The 15,229-nt window shown below is 68.4% G+C and carries 15 protein-coding genes; 13 read left to right on the top strand and 2 right to left on the bottom strand.

Annotated elements, in window-relative coordinates:
* Nucleotides 1-107 precede the first annotated feature (107 nt).
* On the bottom strand, nt 108-587 hold the full coding sequence (locus ACWEKR_RS28550; protein WP_168434228.1) for a metallopeptidase family protein: 480 nt from the start codon (nt 585-587) through the stop codon (nt 108-110).
* 125 nt (nt 588-712) lie between these two features.
* A complete protein-coding gene (locus ACWEKR_RS28545; RefSeq protein WP_029901515.1) occupies nt 713-946 on the bottom strand; it encodes a WhiB family transcriptional regulator in 234 nt (77 codons plus the stop codon).
* Between the two features lie 491 nt (nt 947-1,437).
* Here ACWEKR_RS28545 and cofD point away from each other — a divergent pair, with 491 nt between their 5' ends.
* From cofD to lpqB, 13 genes are all read left to right on the top strand, one after another.
* Nucleotides 1,438-2,436, top strand: a complete 999-nt coding sequence (cofD, locus tag ACWEKR_RS28540; RefSeq protein ID WP_452357068.1) for a 2-phospho-L-lactate transferase — start codon at nt 1,438-1,440, stop codon at nt 2,434-2,436.
* Complete coding sequence (locus ACWEKR_RS28535; protein ID WP_452357067.1) at nt 2,433-3,779, top strand: coenzyme F420-0:L-glutamate ligase; 1,347 nt, start codon at nt 2,433-2,435, stop codon at nt 3,777-3,779. The genes cofD and ACWEKR_RS28535 overlap by 4 nt, the downstream gene beginning before the upstream one ends.
* A 34-nt stretch (nt 3,780-3,813) precedes the next feature.
* Complete coding sequence (locus ACWEKR_RS28530; RefSeq protein WP_452357066.1) at nt 3,814-4,332, top strand: NUDIX hydrolase; 519 nt, start codon at nt 3,814-3,816, stop codon at nt 4,330-4,332.
* 184 nt (nt 4,333-4,516) lie between these two features.
* Complete coding sequence (locus ACWEKR_RS28525) at nt 4,517-5,764, top strand: alkane 1-monooxygenase (RefSeq protein ID WP_452357065.1); 1,248 nt, start codon at nt 4,517-4,519, stop codon at nt 5,762-5,764.
* Nucleotides 5,761-5,928: a rubredoxin gene (locus tag ACWEKR_RS28520; RefSeq protein ID WP_452357064.1), complete on the top strand. Its 168-nt coding sequence runs from the start codon at nt 5,761-5,763 to the stop codon at nt 5,926-5,928. The genes ACWEKR_RS28525 and ACWEKR_RS28520 overlap by 4 nt, the downstream gene beginning before the upstream one ends.
* Nucleotides 5,929-5,936: 8 nt before the next feature.
* Nucleotides 5,937-6,119 carry a rubredoxin gene (locus ACWEKR_RS28515; RefSeq protein ID WP_043730863.1) on the top strand — a complete coding sequence of 61 codons (183 nt, stop codon included), beginning with the start codon at nt 5,937-5,939 and terminating at the stop codon, nt 6,117-6,119.
* Between the two features lie 40 nt (nt 6,120-6,159).
* Nucleotides 6,160-6,780 carry a TetR family transcriptional regulator gene (locus ACWEKR_RS28510; RefSeq protein ID WP_452357063.1) on the top strand — a complete coding sequence of 207 codons (621 nt, stop codon included), beginning with the start codon at nt 6,160-6,162 and terminating at the stop codon, nt 6,778-6,780.
* Nucleotides 6,781-6,949: 169 nt separating this feature from the next.
* Nucleotides 6,950-8,107: an alkane 1-monooxygenase gene (locus tag ACWEKR_RS28505; protein ID WP_452357062.1), complete on the top strand. Its 1,158-nt coding sequence runs from the start codon at nt 6,950-6,952 to the stop codon at nt 8,105-8,107.
* A gap of 117 nt (nt 8,108-8,224) precedes the next feature.
* Entirely contained in the window at nt 8,225-9,709 is a 1,485-nt protein-coding gene (gene ahcY / locus ACWEKR_RS28500; RefSeq protein ID WP_452357061.1) for an adenosylhomocysteinase, read from the top strand.
* Nucleotides 9,710-9,837: 128 nt separating this feature from the next.
* Entirely contained in the window at nt 9,838-10,485 is a 648-nt protein-coding gene (locus ACWEKR_RS28495; protein WP_452357060.1) for a dTMP kinase, read from the top strand.
* 78 nt (nt 10,486-10,563) lie between these two features.
* Nucleotides 10,564-11,241 (top strand): MtrAB system response regulator MtrA, encoded by a 678-nt coding sequence (gene mtrA / locus ACWEKR_RS28490; RefSeq protein WP_039800350.1) that lies wholly within the window; start codon nt 10,564-10,566, stop codon nt 11,239-11,241.
* An 8-nt stretch (nt 11,242-11,249) separates the two neighbouring features.
* Entirely contained in the window at nt 11,250-13,322 is a 2,073-nt protein-coding gene (gene mtrB / locus ACWEKR_RS28485; protein ID WP_452357059.1) for an MtrAB system histidine kinase MtrB, read from the top strand.
* A complete protein-coding gene (gene lpqB, locus ACWEKR_RS28480; protein ID WP_452357058.1) occupies nt 13,319-15,142 on the top strand; it encodes an MtrAB system accessory lipoprotein LpqB in 1,824 nt (607 codons plus the stop codon). The genes mtrB and lpqB overlap by 4 nt, the downstream gene beginning before the upstream one ends.
* The last annotated feature ends 87 nt before the right edge of the window (nt 15,143-15,229 follow it).

Raw genomic sequence — 15,229 nt, 5'->3', positions numbered from 1 at the left:
GGATGAGAGTGCCGGAGTACCCGGCGGTCGACCGGCCTACACGCGTGTGCGCCCGCGCCTGCCCCGCAACGGCATTCGAGGGCCGCCGCCACGTGGACGGGTAGGACTCACTCGGCTTCCGGATCGATCACGTCCGGGTCGACGCCGAGGTAGGTCGCGACCTGCTGGACCAGCACTTCCCGCAGCAGATCCACCAGGTCGTCGGGGTCGCTGGCGCGCAACTCGAGCGGTTTGCGGAACAGCACCACCCGTGCCCGGGTCGCCGCGCCGTGCCGGTCGACGCCTGCCGGGATGAGCCGCGAGAGGGGCACCGGGCCGTCGGCGACCACCTCGTCCGGCCAGGTGACCGAATCGGGATGCAGCGGACGGATTTTCGGAACGTCGTCGACCGCGATGTCGAGCTTGGTGAGCCGGTCGTGCCAGCGGGAGTCCAACGGGGCGAACGCCTCCAGCACCAGCCGGTCGAACTTCTGACCGCGGGTCCGCCAGGCGGGAACCGTGGGTGGCAGCATCGGTCCGCGCACTCCGCGGCCGCGGCGGATCACCGACCGGGCGGTCGGCGGTCGGCGCTTACGGGAACGTGCCATGAGACAAAATCTAGGCCAGCGGGCTCGTGTCGTCCGCACCGAGGCGGTCGGCGAGCCCCTGCGGTCGTGTCGCGCGAGCCCGGAGCGCCCCGTGGACGGGCGGCTCCGGGCTTCGCATACGTCTGTCAGCCGATGCCGCGCTTGAGGCGGCGGCGCTCCCGCTCGGAGAGGCCGCCCCAGATACCGAAGCGCTCATCGTGCGCGAGCGCGTATTCCAGGCACTCGTCGCGTACCTCGCAGCCCATGCAAATCCGTTTGGCCTCGCGGGTCGAGCCGCCCTTCTCGGGGAAGAACGCCTCTGGATCGGTCTGCGCGCACAGGGCGCGCTCCTGCCACTGCTCTTCGATGGATTCGAACATCTCGTCGAAACCGGTCACGACCAGGCTGAGCCGGGGCGCCGTGACTCCGTTACCCCCCTCTTGGTCGTTCCAGCCGCCGTTATCTGCGCAGACGCCACGTGCTGCGCCTGCTGTGGAATCGGTCGGCGAGACCATCTCGTTGGCCACGCTCCGCCTCCTCACTGTGTGTTAGCGCAGAATGATTCTTTCCGTCGGACCAACACTCGCACCGACGGCCATACCCCGCGACGTTGTCCCGCGGACGTCCCCGAGCTTGTCATACCGATGCGAACATCTGTTCGAAAAGCGGTTCGCGCGTTGAGCTCTCGCGCGAACCCGGAATGACATGACTGTGATTAGACACGCCGGACGCGTCGATGGTCAAGCCGCCGTCGCTATTCCGTTACTATCCGCAGCCGCATTCCGAGACGATCTTGTGATGTGCATTAGCAAATAAACAGCAAATTTGCCGCGAACGGGAGCCGCCACGCCAGCGCATAGGCTGTGCGGATGTGACTGGACAACAAGCGGACGTCCCGCCCGCGAACGGACCCCGCATCGCCGTGCTGGTCGGCGGCGTCGGTGGCGCGCGTTTCCTTCAGGGCGTCCGGGAGCTGCTGCCCGAGGCGGACGTCTCCGCGATCGTGAACGTCGGCGACGACGTCTGGATGCACGGGCTCCGGATCTGCCCCGACCTCGATACCTGCATGTATACCCTGGGCGGAGGCATTGATACCGAGCGCGGGTGGGGCCGGGTCGGCGAGACCTGGCACGCCAAGGAGGAGCTCGCGAAATATCACGCGCAGCCGGACTGGTTCGGTTTGGGCGACCGCGATATCGCCACGCATCTGATCCGTACCGAAATGTTGCGCGCCGGCTACCGGCTCTCCGCCGTCACCGAGGCGCTGTGCAACCGGTGGCAGCCCGGCGTGAAACTCATCCCGGCAACCGACGATCGCTGCGAAACGCATGTCGTGGTGTCCGATCCGGACAACCCTGGCGAACGGCGCGCGATCCATTTTCAAGAGTGGTGGGTTCGCTACCGCGCGAACATCGACACCCATGGATTCGCCACAATTGGCGCCGATGAAGCCAAACCGGCCCCAAATGTGATCGATATCATAGAATCCGCGGACGTGGTCCTGCTCGCTCCGTCCAACCCCGTCGTGAGCATCGGCGCCATCCTCGCGGTGCCCGGAATCCGCGGCGCGTTGCGCACCACCGCGGCCAAGGTGATCGGCGTTTCCGGCGTGATCGACGGCAAGCCGTTGCGCGGCATGGCCGACGAGTGCCTGTCGGTGATCGGGGTGGAGACCACGGCCGAGGCGATCGGCCGGTACTACGGCGCCCGCTCGGCCACCGGGATCCTGGACGGCTGGCTGATCCACAGCACCGACACCGCCGAGGTGCCCGGGGTCGAGGTGCGCAGCGTGCCCTTGTTGATGACCGACCCGCCCACCACCGCCGAAATGGTGCGTCAGGCCCTGGATCTCGCTGGAGTCGCCCTGTGAGCACGCCTACCGATCACGCGGCCGGGGAGCTGCGCATCCTGCCCGTCACCGGGCTGCCCGAATTCCGCCCCGGCGACGATCTCGCCGCGCACATCGCCCGCTGCGCGCCCTGGCTGGCCGACGGTGACGTGCTGGTGGTGACCAGCAAGATCGTCGCCAAGGTCGAGGGGCGCATCGTGCAGGCGCCGCTGGACCCCGAGGAGCGCGACGCCGTCCGGCGCGGGCTCGTCGATCAGGAGGCGGTGCGGGTGCTCGCCCGCAAGGGCCGCACGCTGATCACGGAGAACAAGCTGGGGATCGTGCAGGCGGCCTCCGGTGTGGACGGCTCCAACGTGGAACAGGGCGAACTCGTGCTGCTGCCCGTCGACCCGGACGCCAGCGCCAAGGCGTTGCGCGCGGCGCTCGCCGAGCGGCTGGCTGTGACGGTCGCGGTGGTGGTCACCGACACGATGGGCCGTGCCTGGCGCAACGGGCAGACCGACGCCGCCATCGGTGCGGCGGGCCTGCGGGTGCTGCACGACTACGCGGGCGCGGTCGACGGTCAGGGCAACGAGCTGTTCGTCACCCAGGTGGCCGTGGCGGACGAACTGGCCGCGGCCGCCGACCTGGTCAAAGGCAAACTCGGTGGCGTCCCGGTCGCCGTGGTGCGCGGGTTGCCGATCGTCGACGACGGCTCGGGCGCCGCCGATCTGCTCCGCGGCGGCACCGACGACCTGTTCTGGCTCGGCACGGCGGAGGCGATCGAACGCGGCCGCAAAGAGGCGATCCTGTTGCGTCGCTCGATCCGCCAGTTCTCCGACGCGCCCGTCGATCCCGAGCGCGTACGCGCGGCGGTGTCGGTCGCGCTGACCGCGCCCGCTCCACACCACACGCGCCCCGTGCGGTTCGTGTGGCTGCGCACGCCGGAACTGCGCACCCGGCTGCTCGAGGCGATGGCGGAGAAGTGGCGAGCGGATCTGACCGCGGACGGCCTGCCGCCGGAACGGGTCGAGCGCAGGGTCGCGCGCGGGCGCATCCTGTTCGACGCGCCCGAGGTGATCATTCCGTTCTGCGTGCCGGACGGCGCGCACGACTATCCGGACGAGCGCAGGCGGGCCGACGAGCGCACCATGTTCACCGTCGCGGTGGGCGCCGCGGTGCAGGGCCTGCTGGTCGCGTTGGCGACCGAGGGGATCGGCAGTTGCTGGATCGGGTCGACGATCTTCGCGCCGGAGGTCACGCGTGCGGTGCTGGGCCTGGCCGAGGACTGGAGCCCGCTGGGCGCCATCGCCGTCGGTCATCCGCTCGAGGACCTGACCCCGCGGCAGCCGACGGGCGCGGGCTCCGGGCTGGTCGAGCTGTGAAGCGCCTCGGCTCCGGCGCACGAGAGAAGCGCCGGTGAGCGCGTCGTCGTTGCACGCTTCGGCCACCGAACTGCTGGAGACCTGGTGTCCGGCGACCGGTTCGGAGCGATCACTGCGGGAGGCGATGCTGGCCTTCCTCGGTTCCGCTCCGCGGGGTTGTCTGCGCGAGCACGCTCCGGGTCATATCACCGCCTCCGCGGTCGTCTTCTCCCACGACGGCCGTGCGGTGTTGCTCACCCTGCATCCGCGGGTGGGACGCTGGATTCAGCTCGGCGGGCACTGCGAGGAACGGGACGAGACGGTCGCGGGCGCCGCGCTGCGCGAAGCCACCGAGGAGTCCGGCATCGCGGACCTGTCGCTGGAGCCGGGGTTGTACGGGGCGCAGGCGCATCCCATCACCTGCTCGCTCGGCGTGCCCACCAGACACCTGGACCTCCTGTTCCGCATCACGGCCCCCGCCGGCGCGATCCCGGTGCGCAGCCACGAATCCACCGACCTGCGCTGGTGGCCGGTGGACGCGCTACCCACCGACGCCGACGTCCTGCTGCGGTGAACTAGCCGCATTCCCACCCGCGAGCCCCGGTCGGATACCCATCCGGCCGGGGCTCACGTCGTCCATCGCGCCTATGTTTACAAATTGCCTCATTTGTCTAGACATGCGACAAATGTACCTATATCGTCCATAGGTGAGGTAATGCACGTCACATGTGGCGTGCCCTTCGGGAATGGAGACAACGATGTCGACGCACGCCGACACGTCCGCCCAGCCGGTCGAGGTACCGGCCTGGCGGGATCGCAAGCGCTACATGTGGCTGTGGGGTTTGTTCGCCCCGGCCGGCCTGTTCCTCATCGGCCTGCCGCTGATCTGGGGGCTGAACGAGCTGGGCTGGCATCGCCTCGCGCAGGTGCCGTTCTGGCTCGGGCCCATCCTGGTCTACGTGCTGATCCCGATCGCGGACGTCTTCTTCGGTCCGGACGGCGACAACCCGCCCGACGAGGTGATGGAGTACTTGGAGAACGACAAGTACTACCGCTACCTCACCTACCTGTACCTACCGTTCCAGTACGCCACGCTGCTGATGGCGGCCTACCTGATCACCGCCGACGAGGTGAGCTGGCTCGGCATCGACGGCGGCCTGCACGTGGTGGACAAGATCGGGCTGGCGATCACGGTCGGCATGATCGGCGGTATCGGCATCAACACCGCGCACGAACTCGGCCACAAGAAGGTGGACCTGGAGCGCTGGCTGTCCCGGATCGCCTTGGCACAGTCCTGCTACGGGCACTTCTACATCGAGCACAACCGCGGCCACCACGTACGCGTCGCCACGCCCGAGGATCCGGCGAGCTCTCGGGTCGGCGAGACGTTCTGGGCGTTCTGGCCGCGCACCGTGTGGGGCAGCCTGAAGTCGTCCTGGCGTCTGGAGAAGGTACGGCTGGAACGGCTGGGCGAGAAGCCGTGGAGCCTGCGCAACGAAGTGCTCAGCGCGTGGCTGATGTCGGTGGTGCTGTTCGCGGCCCTGATCGCGGTGTTCGGCATCGAGCTGCTGCCGTACCTGATCCTGCAGGCGGTGGTGGGCTTCAGCCTGCTGGAGGCGGTCAACTACCTGGAGCACTACGGACTGGTGCGCCAGCGGACGGCGAGCGGTCGGTACGAACGTCCCGCCCCCGTGCACAGCTGGAACAGCGACCACATCGTCACCAACATCTTCCTGTACCACCTGCAGCGGCACAGCGATCACCACGCTTACCCCACCCGGCGTTACCAGACGCTGCGCAGCTGGGACGGCGCGCCGAACCTGCCGAGCGGATACGCGAGCATGATCCTGCTCGCCTACTTCCCGCCGCTGTGGCGCCGCGTCATGGACAAGCGGGTGCTCGCGCACTACGACGGCGACATCACCCGCGCCAATATCGATCCGGGCAAGCGGGAGAAGGTGCTGGCGCGCTACGGCTCCGCTCATGCCGCAGAGGAGACAGCGTGAGCGCGTATCGCTGCCCCATCTGCGACTACGTTTTCGACGAGGCGAAAGGTGCTCCGCACGAGGGTTTTCCGGCGGGCACCCGGTGGGAGACGGTGCCCGACGACTGGTGCTGCCCGGACTGCGGGGTCCGGGAGAAGATCGACTTCGAGCCGATAGGGACATAGGACACGAAATGACCGAGTACAAGCTCTACCAGTGCATCCAGTGCGGTTTCGAATACGACGAAGCCGAGGGCTGGCCGGAGGACGGCATCGCGCCGGGGACCCGCTGGGACGACATCCCCGACGACTGGACCTGTCCGGACTGCGGCGCCGCGAAGGCGGATTTCTACATGGTCGAAATCGAACGGTCGTGAGATTTTGACTGCGGCAGGGGCCCGTGACAGGGTCGCGGGTATGCCGCGCAACGGAACCAGGATTCCCTACCAGGAGGCCGCGCGGGACCTGCTGCGGACGTCGGTCCTGGACGCGATGCGCGAACTGCTCACCGAGCGGGATTGGTCCAAGATCACGCTCGGTGACGTCGCGGCCAGGGCGGGCGTGAGCAGGCAGACGCTGTACAACGAATTCGGCTCGCGCAGCGGCCTCACGCAGGCCTACGCACTGCGCCTGGCGGACTTCCTGGTCGATCACGTCGACGCCGCGATCAACGGCAACGTCGGCGACGTCCGCGCCGCGTTCCGCGACGGGATGGCCAACTTCTTCTTCGACGCGGCGTCCGACCCGCTGGTGCAGTCGCTGGTCGCGGGCGAGGTGAAGCTGGATCTGCTGCGCCTGATCACGCTCGACGCGGGACCTTTGCTCGAGCACGCGACCGAACGGCTGTCGCGCGCCTTCCAGCACAGCTGGGTGGCGTCGACGGCGGCCGAATCGGACGTCATCGCGCACGCGTTGGTGCGCATCGCCCTGAGCTACATCCCCACTCCGCCCGATCCGGGCCGCGACGCGCCCGCGGAAATGAGTGCGCTGCTGAGTCCTTACGTCGAAGCGATCCTCGCCGCGCGGGTCCGGAGCTGAGCCGCGCGGGCAACCGGCTTTCGACCTGGCGCATATGCAGCACATTAAAAACCGACTGCACGGCTTGTAATAGCGATCACGTCTCAACCGACGGCATCGTTGTAACGGACCACAAGTCAAGAAGTATTCTCAGGCGACGGTGTTCGGGTCTTCTCTGAGCGGAGCAAAAGTGCAAACGGTTGGCAAACGGGCGGGATCGGCCGATCCCAAACGCCATCTGTGGGTTCTCGGCTTGCTCGCGCCATCGTCGGCTTTGCTGCCGTCACAACTGGTGCTGCACACCGGTCTCGAGGTGTTCTGGTGGATCGGCCCGATCATCGTGCTGATCGTCATCCCGGTGCTGGACTGGTCGATCGGCGTGGACGGCAGCAATCCGAAGGACGAGGACTACGAGCTGCTCTCCAACGACCGGTACTACCGGTGGTGCACCTACTTGATGCTCCCGGTCCAGCTGATCGGCTTGATGATCGCGAGCTACATGTGGGCCGGTGACGAACTGAGCGTGGTCGACAAGCTCGGTCTGGCGGCGACTCTCGGATTCGTCAGCGGCATCGGCATCAACGCCGCCCACGAACTCGGGCACCGGGTGGAGCACCTGGAGCGCTGGCTGGCCAAAATCGCGCTCGCCCAGTCCGGATACGGGCACTTCTTCGTCGAGCACAATCGCGGCCACCACGTGCGCGTGGCGACGCCGGAGGACCCGGCCAGCGCCCGGCTGGGGGAGTCGCTGTGGGAGTTCCTGCCCCGCAGCGTGTCCGGCAGTTTCCGCTCCGCGCTAGCGCTCGAACGGGAGCGGCTGGCCCGCAAGGGCAAAGGCTGGTGGAGCGTGCACAACCACATCCTGCAGGCCTGGTCGATGACGCTGGTGCTGTTCGGCGCGCTGATCGCGGCGTTCGGCTACCAGGTGCTGCCGTGGCTGCTGTTGCAGGCCGTGATCGGCATCGGCCTGCTGGAGACGGTCAACTACGTCGAGCACTACGGATTGCTGCGGGCGCGCCGCGCGAACGGCATGTACGCCCGCTGCTCGCCGCGCGACAGCTGGAACAGCGACCACCTGGTCACCAATATCTTCCTGTTCCACCTGCAGCGGCACAGCGACCACCACGCCAATCCGGGCCGCCGCTACCAGACCCTGCGCACCTCCGAGCAGGCCCCGCAACTGCCCGCGGGCTACGCCGCCATGATCGTGCTGGCCGCCATCCCGCCGCTGTGGCGGTGGACGATGGACGACCGCGTCCTGGCCCACTACGGCGGCGACATCACCTTGGCGAACATTCAGCCGCGCAAGCGGCGCCGCATCCTGGCGGCGCGCGGGGCGACGGCGTAACAGGCGCCGCGGTCGCCGGGTCCAGGCCCGGCCGGTGCGAAGAGGGCGGCCGCGTCGTCCGCACCCGGTCGTGAGCGACTAGCCTTGCCTCGGTACTTGCCGAACCAGGAGAGGCTGATGACCACCTCAGAACTTCCCGCACGCACGTCGTTGACCGCCGATGTCCGCAACGGCATCGACTACAAGGTGGCGGATCTGTCGCTGGCCGATTTCGGCCGCAAGGAGATCCGCCTCGCCGAACACGAGATGCCCGGTCTGATGGCGCTGCGCCGTGAGTACGCCGAGGTGCGGCCGCTGCAGGGCGCGCGTATCTCCGGCTCGCTGCACATGACCGTGCAGACCGCGGTGCTGATCGAGACCCTGACCAGCCTCGGCGCCGAGGTCCGCTGGGCCTCCTGCAACATCTTCTCCACCCAGGACCACGCGGCGGCCGCCGTGGTCGTCGGCCCGAACGGCACCGTCGACGAGCCCAAGGGCACCCCGGTGTTCGCCTGGAAGGGCGAGACGCTGGAGGAGTACTGGTGGGCGGCCGAACAGATGCTCACCTGGCCGGGCGAGCCGGCCAACATGATTCTGGACGACGGCGGCGACGCCACCATGCTCGTGCTGCGTGGCGCGCAGTTCGAGAAGGCGGGCGTCGTGCCGCCGGAGGACGAGGACCACTCGGCCGAGTACAAGGTGTTCCTCAACCTGCTGCGCGAGCGGTTCGAGACCGACCGCGGCAAGTGGGCGAAGATCGCCGAGTCGGTGCGCGGCGTCACCGAGGAGACCACCACCGGCGTGCTGCGGCTCTACCAGTTCGCGGCGGCGGGCGAGCTGGTGTTCCCCGCGATCAACGTCAACGACTCGGTCACCAAGAGCAAGTTCGACAACAAGTACGGCACCCGCCACTCGCTGATCGACGGCATCAATCGCGGCACCGATGTACTCATCGGCGGCAAGAAGATATTGATCTGCGGCTACGGCGATGTTGGCAAGGGCTGCGCGGAATCGCTTGCCGGACAGGGCGCCCGGGTGCAGGTCACCGAGATCGACCCGATCAACGCGCTGCAGGCGCTGATGGACGGCTACGACGTGGTGACCGTGGAGAAGGCGATCGGCGACGCCGACATCGTCATCACCGCCACCGGCAACAAGGACATCATCACCCTCGAGCACATGAAGGCGATGAAGGACCAGGCCATCCTCGGCAACATCGGTCACTTCGACAACGAGATCGACATGGCGGCGCTGGAGCGTTCCGGCGCAACGAAATTGAACATCAAGCCGCAGGTCGACCTGTGGACGTTCAAGGAGACCGGCCGCTCGATCCTGGTGCTGTCGGAAGGGCGTCTGCTCAACCTCGGCAACGCGACCGGCCACCCGTCCTTCGTGATGTCGAACAGCTTCTCCAATCAGGTGATCGCTCAGATCGAGCTGTGGACCAAGCCGGAGGAGTACGACAACGAGGTCTACCGGCTGCCGAAGCACCTCGACGAGAAGGTCGCCCGCATCCACGTCGAAGCGCTCGGCGGCGAGCTGACCAAGCTCACCAAGGACCAGGCCGAGTACATCGGCGTCGACGTCGAGGGCCCGTACAAGCCGGACCACTACCGCTACTGACCGCGCTGCCGGGTGTCCCGTCGACGATCGGCGGGGACACCCGGCCCGGCGACCCGGCCGCAGCATGAGACGCCGCACTGGTCAGCCGGTGCGGGCATCGGGTAGTCGGCGGGGTATTGTGCCTGGTCATGGGAGTCCTGATAGCGGTCGAGGGGCTCGACGGCGCGGGTAAGCGAACGCTGATCGAGCGAGTGGTCGCCGATCTGCGGGGTCGCGGGCTGCGCGTCGCGACGATGGCCTTCCCGCGTTACCGGGTCTCGGTGCACGCCGACCTGGCCGCGGAGGCGCTGCGCGGCGCGCACGGCGACCTCGCGGGCTCGGTCAGCGGCATGGCCCTGCTGTTCGCGCTGGATCGCGCGAACGCCGCGGACGAGCTGTCGAAGATGTTGGCCGACAACGACGTTGTGCTCCTGGACCGTTATGTCGCTTCCAACGCCGCCTATTCGGCCGCCCGTCTCGGGCAGTCGGCGGACGGCGAAATCGTGGATTGGGTGGGCGAATTGGAGTTCGGCAGGTTCGCGCTGCCGGAGCCGGCGCTCCAGGTGTTGCTGGATGTGCCCACCGAGCTCGCCGCCGAGCGTGCCCGCAAGCGTGGCGAACTCGACACCGAGCGCGCGCTCGACGCTTACGAGCGCGACGGCGGTCTGCAGCACCGGACCGGCGCGGTGTACCGTGAGCTGGCCGAACGCGACTGGCGCGGGCCGTGGTGGACCTATCGGGCCGAGGACGGCCCGGCTTCGCTGGCCGCGCGCATCGCCGAAATCGTTGGTCGATAAGGTTGGTTGTGCCGCGGGTTCACACCAGTGTTGGCGTGGCGGCCCGATCCTGGCCTGGGAGATGACAACATAGTAGTTATGAAGCCGAAGATTCTGGTCGTCGACGACGATATGGCACTCGCTGAGATGCTGACGATCGTCTTGCGCGGGGAAGGGTTCGACCCGCACGTGGTCGGCGACGGCACACAGGCCCTGGCGGCGGTTCGCGAGATCCGCCCCGATTTGGTGCTGCTGGACCTGATGCTGCCCGGCATGAACGGCATCGACGTGTGCCGTGTGCTGCGGGCCGATTCCGGGGTTCCGATCGTGATGCTCACGGCGAAGACCGACACGGTCGACGTCGTGCTGGGTCTGGAATCGGGCGCCGACGATTACATCGTCAAGCCCTTCAAGCCGAAGGAGCTCGTCGCCCGGGTGCGGGCCCGCCTGCGCCGTACCGAGGAGGAGCCCGCCGAGCTGCTGTCGATCGCCGATATCGTGATCGACGTGCCCGCGCACAAGGTCAGCCGCGGCGGCGCACAGATCTCGCTGACGCCGCTGGAGTTCGACCTGCTCGTCGCCCTGGCCCGCAAACCGCGTCAGGTGTTCACCCGTGAGGTCCTGCTCGAGCAGGTCTGGGGCTACCGGCATGCCGCCGACACCCGCTTGGTGAACGTCCACGTGCAGCGGCTGCGGGCGAAGGTCGAGAAGGATCCCGAGAACCCGGAGATCGTGCTGACCGTCCGCGGTGTCGGTTACAAGGCCGGACCACCGTGATCCATGGCGTGATCTCGCGTCTCCAACGATCGCTGGCTCCGGTGGTGGCCTGGTTCCAAGCGGTCGGCATTGCCTTAGGCCACCTATGGCGGCGTTCGCTGCAGTTGCGTGTCATCGTGTCCACGCTGACGCTGTCGCTGATCGTCATCACGATTCTGGGCGTCGTGCTGACCAGTCAGATCACCGACCGGCTGCTGGACGCCAAGATCAACGCCGCGGTCGAGGAGATGGACCGGGCGCGCAACACGGTGGAGAGCCAGCTCGCCGGTGTGCACGACATCGGCGCTCAGCCGCAGCGGCTGGAGGAGGCGCGTAACGCGTTGTCCAACCGTGCCGGTACCGGCCGATCCACCGGCGCGGCAGGGAGTTTTGATTCGGCGCTGAGCGTCATCGGCGGGATGCCGCCGCAGCAGATCCCCTCCGGCCCGATCCAGGAGGTGCCCGACGAACTGCGCCGGTTCGTGCAGCGCAACCAGGTCAGCTACCAGTTCGCGACCGTCGACGACGCGGAGGGCTACCGGGGTCGCGCGCTGATCATCGGCAGCCCGAGCGCCGAGATCCCGACCCTGGAGATCTATCTGATCTTCCCGCTCGCCAACGAGGAGCGCAGCCTGTCGCTGATGCGCGGCACCATGCTGGTCGGCGGCATCGTGCTGCTGGTGTTGCTTGCCGCGATCACCGCCCTGGTGACCAGGCAGGTGGTCCTGCCGATCCGCTCCGCGGCCCGTATCGCGGGCCGGTTCGCCGACGGCAGGCTCAAGGAGCGCATGCTGGTGCGCGGCGAGGACGATATGGCGCGGCTGGCCCAGGCGTTCAACGAAATGGCCGAGAGCCTGTCCAACCAGATCACCCAGCTGGAGGAATTCGGTAATCTGCAGCGCCGGTTCACCTCGGATGTCAGCCACGAGCTGCGGACTCCGCTCACCACCGTGCGGATGGCCGCCGACCTCATCCACGGCAGCAGCGACGACCTCGATCCCGCCCTGGCCCGCAGCGCCGAGTTGCTGGTCAACGAGCTGGACCGGTTCGAGGGGCTGCTCAACGACCTGCTGGAGATCAGCAGGCACGACGCGGGCGTCGCCGAGCTCCAGGTGGAATCGCTGGACGTGCGGATGTGCGCGCGGGCCGCGATCTCGACCGTGCGGCACCTGGCCAAGGACGCGGGCATCGAGATCATCAGCGACATGCCGGAGGAGCCGCTGGTCGCCGAGGTCGATCCGCGCCGGGTGGAGCGGGTACTGCGCAATCTGCTCGCGAACGCGATCGACCACAGCGAGGGCAAGCCGGTGCTGATCCGGATGCGGGGCGACGTCGAAGCCAATTCCGTCGCCGTGGTCGTCCGCGATCAAGGCGTCGGCCTGCGTCCGGGCGAGGAGAAGCTGGTCTTCAACCGGTTCTGGCGCTCCGATCCCTCCCGCATGCGCCGCTCCGGCGGCACCGGTCTCGGACTGTCGATCAGCGTGGAGGACGCGAACCTGCACGAAGGCAAACTCGAAGCCTGGGGTGAGGCCGGGCTCGGCGCCAGCTTCCGTCTGACGCTGCCGCTGGTGCGTGGCAAGAAACTCGGCCCGAGCCCGCTGCCCTTGGAACCGGCGCGCAAGTCCATGCGCGTCGTGGAGCCGGAACCGTCGGTCGATCGCGGCGGGGACGGCGCGGATACGGCGCAACCGGCCGCCGCCGAGCCGAGCGGTGCGAGCGCGCCACGGCACGACTCGGGCGATCCGGGTGCCGCGCGGGTCACGAATGCGGTGCGTCATGACGCGGAGGCGGGTGCCTCCGATCCGGTCGGCGCGCATCCCGACAGCTCCGAGACCGCGGAGCCGGTGGGCGTGCGCTCGGAACTCTCGGATGATGCGGCCGGGCCGCACAGCTCGGAGCCGGGCGGCGCCGACGTCGAGGCCACGGGCTCGGGAGGCGGCGAGCCGAGCACGGGTGGGTCGCACGGAGCGGCCAACGGCACGGTGACGCCCGCGGACAGTGTTCCGACCGAAGCGGCGCCCGTGTCCGGGGCGAACGGCTCGCCCGCGTCGGAGTCGGCGCAGACCGGTGGATCGCGCGAATCGGGGGACGGACAGCCATGACAATGCGTGTCGGATCTGCGCGGATACGGCGCCTGACCGTGTTCGTGGCGGCGGTTCTTGCGGTCGTGGTGCCGCTCACGGGCTGCGCCAGCCTGCCGGAGTCCTCCGCGCCGGAGGCGCTGGGCACCATCAACCGGGAGCCGACCTCCGAGGGACCGCCGCCGCCCGTCGCCGACCGCGATCCCGATCTGCTGCTGCGCGACTTCCTTCAGGCCACCGCCGATCCCACCAACCGGCATCTGGCCGCCCGGCAGTACATGACGCCCGCGGCCTCCACCCAGTGGGACGACGCGGCGGGCACGGTCATCGTCGAGAAACCGGACACGCTGCGGGAGTCCCGCTCCGGAGACAAGGCGAACTACCTGATCCGCGCGCGCAAGGTCGGAGAACTGTCCGCCGACGGCGGATACCGCCCCAACGACGACATACCCTTCGTCGAGAACAAGATCGAGCTGACCAAGATCAACGGCCAGTGGCGCATCGACGAATTGCCCGACGGCGTGGTGATGGACTCCACCGCGTTCTTCAAGTCCTACCGCCGCTACGTGCTGTACTTCATCGATCCGACCGGCAACCTGGCCGTCCCCGATCTGCGGTGGATGTCGGTGCCGAAAGCGCAGCTGGCGCAGCGATTGCTCAGCTCGCTGCTCGAGGGGCCGCAGCCCGCGCTGGCGTCGGTGCTGCGCAACGAACTGACGCCGCCGATCGCACTGCGCGGGACGATCACCAAGGCCAACGGTGACCCCGACGGCGTCGGTATCGGGCTCGGTGGTGTCAAGATCGACTTCGCCGGCGCGTCGGCGCTGAATCCGCGCGAGCGCGAACTCTTGGCCGCACAGGTGGTGCTCACGCTGTCCAGCGCCGACATCCTCGGCCCGTACATGCTGCTGGCCGACGGCAAGCCGCTGGACGAGCGATTCGCCGCGAACGGCTGGAGCGCGGCGGACGTGCAGCAGTTCAATCCGGTCGCCTCCGCCCGCAACCAGGCCCGGCTGCATGCGCTGCGTGGCGGCGGGCTGGTACAGATCGCCGACAACGGCGGTATCACTTCCGCGCCCGGCTACTTCGGCGCGGTGACCAACTTGCAGTCGGCATCGCTCTCGCCGGACGGCCAGCTGGTGGCCGCGGTGGCGGAAGCCGCACGACCGCCGGGCGTGCCGTCGCGCACCCTGATGGTGGGCACCTACGGGGGCAACGCCTTTCCGGTAGCCGAGGGCTTCACCATCTCCCGGCCGTCGTGGACCGCGGACGGCAGCGCGGCATGGGCGGTGGTCGACGGTGACCGGGTGATCCGCGCCGTCACCGACCGGGGGACCGGGAACGTGTCGGTGCAGAACGTCGACATCTCGGGGCTGACGGCGGCGTCATCGGCCACGTCGCCCCGGCAGCCGATCACGGAACTGCGCGTCTCGCGTTCCGGGGTGCGCGCGGCGATGATCGCGGACGGCAGGGTGTACGTCGCCGTCGTGGTGCCCCAACCCGACGGGAAACTGGCGCTGACTTCGGCGCTTCCCGTGGGTGTCGGGCTCAGCACGGCCGCGGTGTCGGTGGATTGGCTCGACGCGGACACGATCGTCATCGCGCGCGAGGGCAACGTCGACCCGGTCAGCACGGTCTCGGTCGACGGCTCGGAGCCGACGCCGCTGACGTCGCAGAATCTGACGGCGCCGGTGCGCTCGGTGAGCGCGAGCCCGGATCATCAATACGTCGCCGACTCGCGCGCGGTGCTGGAGCTGACCTCGGCTCCCGACCAGGGGCAGCCCTATTGGCGCGAGGTGCCGGGGCTGGGCGCGAACGCCATCCCTGTGCTGCCCGGTTAGCCCCGCAGAGGCTGCCCTGCCGTACCGCCGAAGGCTCACTCGTGTCCCGTGAGGTCGGATCGGGATCAGTAGATTCACGGGGCCGAG

It is taken from the genome of Nocardia sp. NPDC004573, from assembly GCF_053602135.1.
This window is presented reverse-complemented; position numbering and strand designations above follow the sequence as displayed.

What these genes read in the sequence shown, in the direction of transcription:
- ACWEKR_RS28550 (WP_168434228.1), bottom strand. Translation starts at nt 587, where the DNA reads ATGGCACGTTCCCGTAAGCGCCGACCGCCGACCGCCCGGTCGGTGATC.
- ACWEKR_RS28545 (WP_029901515.1), bottom strand. Translation starts at nt 946, where the DNA reads ATGTTCGAATCCATCGAAGAGCAGTGGCAGGAGCGCGCCCTGTGCGCG.
- ACWEKR_RS28525 (WP_452357065.1), top strand. Translation starts at nt 4,517, where the DNA reads ATGTCGACGCACGCCGACACGTCCGCCCAGCCGGTCGAGGTACCGGCC.
- ACWEKR_RS28515 (WP_043730863.1), top strand. Translation starts at nt 5,937, where the DNA reads ATGACCGAGTACAAGCTCTACCAGTGCATCCAGTGCGGTTTCGAATAC.
- ACWEKR_RS28510 (WP_452357063.1), top strand. Translation starts at nt 6,160, where the DNA reads ATGCCGCGCAACGGAACCAGGATTCCCTACCAGGAGGCCGCGCGGGAC.
- ahcY (WP_452357061.1), top strand. Translation starts at nt 8,225, where the DNA reads ATGACCACCTCAGAACTTCCCGCACGCACGTCGTTGACCGCCGATGTC.
- ACWEKR_RS28495 (WP_452357060.1), top strand. Translation starts at nt 9,838, where the DNA reads ATGGGAGTCCTGATAGCGGTCGAGGGGCTCGACGGCGCGGGTAAGCGA.
- mtrA (WP_039800350.1), top strand. Translation starts at nt 10,564, where the DNA reads ATGAAGCCGAAGATTCTGGTCGTCGACGACGATATGGCACTCGCTGAG.
- lpqB (WP_452357058.1), top strand. Translation starts at nt 13,319, where the DNA reads ATGACAATGCGTGTCGGATCTGCGCGGATACGGCGCCTGACCGTGTTC.